Genomic DNA, 2644 nt, shown 5'->3' on the forward strand with positions numbered 1-2644 from the left:
GCTTCGTAACGAAGCGGGCCGTTTGCGTTTTCGGGGAACGAAACACGTTCGGAAAACTGAAATACAGCACAGTCGAACTTGCTTGATAAAAAGCAACATCAGTTTGTCCAACCTCCTGCAAGCTCAAAACTTTGACTCTGGAGATGACCCTTCGATGACCCCTCTTACCCCCCTGACCATTCGCGGCCGCACCTTGCTTCCTGTTGTGCAGGGAGGCATGGGAGTGGGTGTGTCCGCGCACCGGCTGGCCGGCGCCGTCGCCCGGGAGGGTGCAATGGGAACAATATCGAGCATCGACTTGCGGCATCACCATCCCGACCTGCTTGAAATATGCAAACAGAATCCGGATCAGGCGACGCTGGAAGCCGCCAACCAGACGGCGTTGCACCGCGAGATCATTGCAGCGAAGGCGCTTAGCGAGGGCCGCGGCATGATTGCCGTGAATGTCATGCGCGCGGTCTCGTCCTACGCGGCAGCGGTGCAAACCGCGTGCGAGAGCGGCGCGGACGCTATCGTCATGGGCGCGGGACTGCCTCTGGACCTGCCTGACCTGACGCAAGGCGTCGATATCGCGCTGATCCCGATCTTGTCGGATAGCCGTGGCATCGCGCTGGTACTGAAGAAGTGGCTCAAGAAGAATCGTTTGCCCGATGCGATTGTGATCGAGCATCCGGGGCATGCCGGCGGCCATCTTGGCGTGGCAAGCGTCGCGGATATTCCGAGCGAGCGTTTTGACTTCGCCCGGGTGATCGATGAAACCATGCTGACGTTCGATACCCTCGGCATCGGCCGTACCCGGATTCCGCTGATCGTGGCGGGTGGCATCGACGGGCATGCGGCGGTGCGTCGTTGGCTGGCGGCAGGTGCGTCAGGCGTGCAACTTGGCACAGCGTTCGCGGTGACTGAGGAAGGTGACGCGCATCCTGAGTTCAAGCGCATTCTCGCTGACGCAACGCCGGAAGACATCGTCGAATTCGTGAGTGTGACTGGCCTGCCGGCGCGCGCGGTAAAGACACCATGGCTCGATCGCTACATGCGCAATGAGCAACGGATTCGCGACAAGATTGGCTCGCGTGAGCAAAAGTGTCCCACGGGCCTCAATTGCCTCGTGGCGTGTGGTTTGCGCGATGGTATCGAGAAATTCGGGCACTTTTGTATCGATACCCGTCTCGCCGCGGCGCTGCGTGGAGATCGCGCGAACGGACTGTTCTTCCGGGGGCGCGAGGCGCTGCCGTTCGGATCCGCGATTCGCAGTGTGCGCGAACTGCTCGACTTGCTGGTCGCGGATATCCGGCCCGCGGCGGTAGCCTGAGCAACACGAGTTTCGCAAGTCAGATGCGACTGAGATGCGACTCAGCCGCCGCTCAGACCTTGTCCCGCGTGAAGCGCATCGCAGTGCCTTCGCGGGTTATGCGTTCCCAGATCGCGAGTTTCTCGGCGTCGCTGAGAAACACCCAGTTGGAGACTTCTCCGGCCATGCGGCCACAGCCTTTGCAGACATCGTCGAAGAGGGTCGAGCAGACGCCGATGCACGGGCTGTCGGGCAAATCATGAAGGTTCGATGCCATAAACCGCCTATAGTCGGGCGCGGCATGCAGTGAAAACTGCAGCGCCCGCGCAAAAGACCTAAGTTTAACGCGCGATGCTGTATCCGATCCGCGCGATCCAGTGGTTACGCTGGTTGTAATCGAGAATGTCTTCGCCGTAGCCGTTGAAATACCCCACCCACAAATAGCCGCCCCACGCGCTGCCGATCAGCTTGGCGAGCGGATAGGTGAATTGGCTGTCAACGCTGCCGTATCCGTGCTTTGTGCCCTTGCGCAGTGTCGTGGCGAGTTGCCAGCCGTCAGGGCTGCCGTACTTCACGAGCAGGTCGACGTAACCGCGATAGTCCTGAATGTCCTCGTTGCCGTTCTTCGTGATGTAGTAATAGATTTTCGGCGCTATGGTCAGGTGGTTCGAATTGATATCGCCGAAATCCCAGCTCGGACGCACGAAAGCGATGTTGATCCCGCGCGAATCCGGGCCGCTTTTGCCATTCGACTCATGTCCGATACCGGCGGTTACGCCCATGCGCGAAAACAGCGAGCTTTTCCAACCCGTGTTCTCGAGGTAGTAGAAAAGTTGCGGCTCGTAACTCGTGTCGCGGAACGGCGCCGATTCGGCCGACAGGTCCCAGATCGACGTTTGCGTGTAGGCGAAATACAGGTTGTCGAGGAAGCCGCGCGAGCGGGGATCGTCCGGCATGATCAGGCGGTATTTAAAGCTGAACTGGAATTTGGCGAGGTTATCGCCGTTCTGGCCATCGGCGAAATACATCGGTTCGAAGGTCGACAACCGGCCGCTAAACAAGCGGTCAGTCGTGGTCGTTGGAACGGCCGATGTGTTCGCCTCGGCCTCTGCGCTCGCCAGTTGCTGCGGTGTCTTGGCTTTAGTCTCAGCAGTCTCCGCCGCCACCACTTGCGTCTGCGACTTGCCGCGGTTCAGGGTGATCAGCATGGGTGATGAATCGAAGCCTCCTGGATCGACCTTCATCACGCCTCGCGCCGCGTCGGGCCAAGGGGCGGCATAGCGAACTTTTCGATATTGGCCGGGGCGCAGCGTCAGCTTGTCGGGGGCGTTGGGTTCGCGTTGCAGCGCCAGC

Annotated in this window: 3 protein-coding genes; 1 reads left to right on the plus strand and 2 read right to left on the minus strand. The window is 60.1% G+C overall.

Features of this window, described 5'->3' with window-relative positions; genetic code table 11:
* The first annotated feature begins 154 nt into the window (after positions 1-154).
* On the plus strand, positions 155-1312 hold the full coding sequence (locus JWR14_RS08980) for a nitronate monooxygenase family protein (protein WP_299704708.1): 1158 nt from the start codon (positions 155-157) through the stop codon (positions 1310-1312).
* A gap of 52 nt (positions 1313-1364) precedes the next feature.
* On the opposite strand, the gene JWR14_RS08985 is transcribed toward JWR14_RS08980, so the two are convergent.
* Positions 1365-1568, minus strand: coding sequence for a DUF1289 domain-containing protein (locus JWR14_RS08985; RefSeq protein ID WP_097262484.1), 204 nt, complete (start codon positions 1566-1568; stop codon positions 1365-1367).
* A gap of 64 nt (positions 1569-1632) precedes the next feature.
* Positions 1633-2644: phospholipase A (locus JWR14_RS08990; protein ID WP_299704723.1), on the minus strand; the 1012-nt coding region annotated here is incomplete at its 5' end.

Origin of the sequence: Caballeronia sp., from assembly GCF_028292365.1 — a bacterium.
Lineage (GTDB): Bacteria > Pseudomonadota > Gammaproteobacteria > Burkholderiales > Burkholderiaceae > Caballeronia.

Excerpts from the sequence above, each read along its gene's own strand:
- JWR14_RS08980 (WP_299704708.1), top strand. The coding sequence starts at position 155 with ATGACCCCTCTTACCCCCCTGACCATTCGCGGCCGCACCTTGCTTCCT.
- JWR14_RS08985 (WP_097262484.1), bottom strand. The coding sequence starts at position 1,568 with ATGGCATCGAACCTTCATGATTTGCCCGACAGCCCGTGCATCGGCGTC.